1 protein-coding gene is annotated in these 1298 nt (G+C 40.4%); it reads left to right on the top strand.

The window, feature by feature from the left end:
* Window positions 1–1290, top strand: a 1290-nt coding sequence (locus ACTUHY_RS12870) for an ISL3 family transposase (protein WP_442828005.1), incomplete at its 5' end; no start/stop codon positions are given.
* Window positions 1291–1298: the final 8 nt, after the last annotated feature.

Genomic DNA, 1298 nt, shown 5'->3' with positions numbered 1-1298 from the left:
TCCTGTTCACAAGACCCCTTGTCTTACGATAAAATAAAGACATATCTAAGCTACATTTCACCTCAACCACCACGAAGAACTGAAAGGAGAATAGATATGTCTTTCTTTCATTTTATCGAAAAAAGCTTCCATTGGGAAGAGGGTTCCATAAAAGAATTTGAAAAGTTGGGATCCAGCCTCCTCCTTTACGTGGAATTCACTTCTACAGCTTCTCGTTGCCCCTACTGTCATCATAAAATTCTCCATATTAAGGACTATCGGGATCAAAAAGTCCTCTTAGGGCACTGGAACACCCATCCTGTTTCTGCTATTGTTCATAAAAGAAGATTTTTTTGCCCTTGCTGCCATAAGACATTTTATGAAAAAATTCCTGGCGTCGAGCATTACCAGCGGCGTTCTAACGATGTAAAGAACAGCATCATCCAAGCCTGTTCTGAACTGGCGAGCTTTAAAGCCATTGCCAGAAGCCATGGTGTCTCTGTTTCCACCGTAATCCGGTATTTTGATGGACTTACTTTTAAACGGCCTCTCCATCTGCCTAAAGTTCTTTCTTTAGACGAATTTCGTGGGAACGCTCATGGGCAAAGATACCAGGTCGCTGTAAATGACCCTCATCGTCATGAAACTCTCGATATTTTGCCAAAGAGGACAGCGCTGGAATTGATTCGTTATTTTAGCCAATTTTCAAGAGCAGAGCGATTGAAAGTAAAATTTGTCGTAATGGACCTTTCGTCACTTTTCCGCAAGGTCATCAGAACGATGTTTCCTGGTGCAACAATTATTGGTGACCGATTCCACATACAGAGACTGGTCATTTGGGCGCTTGAACGGGTTAGGAAAAATGTACAAAAGTTATTCGACGAAAAAAGAATTTATTTCAAGAGAAACAAACATATCTTGAACAAGAGAGGTGATCGTCTGACAGAAGAAGAACTGGCCAGCCTTCGGGAAATCTTGAAGCAGTCTTCAGAATTACAGAGAGCCTATGCCTTAAAAGAGGCATTCTTTAAGGTGTTTTCTATGAAAGAACGGTCTGCTGTTGCTTCATTCTTATCTCGTTGGTTATCATTAGTCGAAGAAAGTGGGGTTGAAGAATTCAAGAGTGTTATAAAGACGTTCACTGATTGGAAGACAGAGATTTTGGAAGGATTGAGTCAAGCGTATTCGAATGGTTTTACGGAAGGAATGAACAATAAGATTAAGGTGTTAAAGAGAGTAGCATTTGGTTTTCGCAACTTTGAACGATTCCGTTCTCGGATTTTACTGCTTTCGATGGTGAAATTAAAATAAAAACAGAC

The organism is Acidaminococcus nyctereutis (genome assembly GCF_052216985.1).
GTDB lineage: Bacteria > Bacillota > Negativicutes > Acidaminococcales > Acidaminococcaceae > Acidaminococcus > Acidaminococcus fermentans_A.
This window is presented reverse-complemented; position numbering and strand designations above follow the sequence as displayed.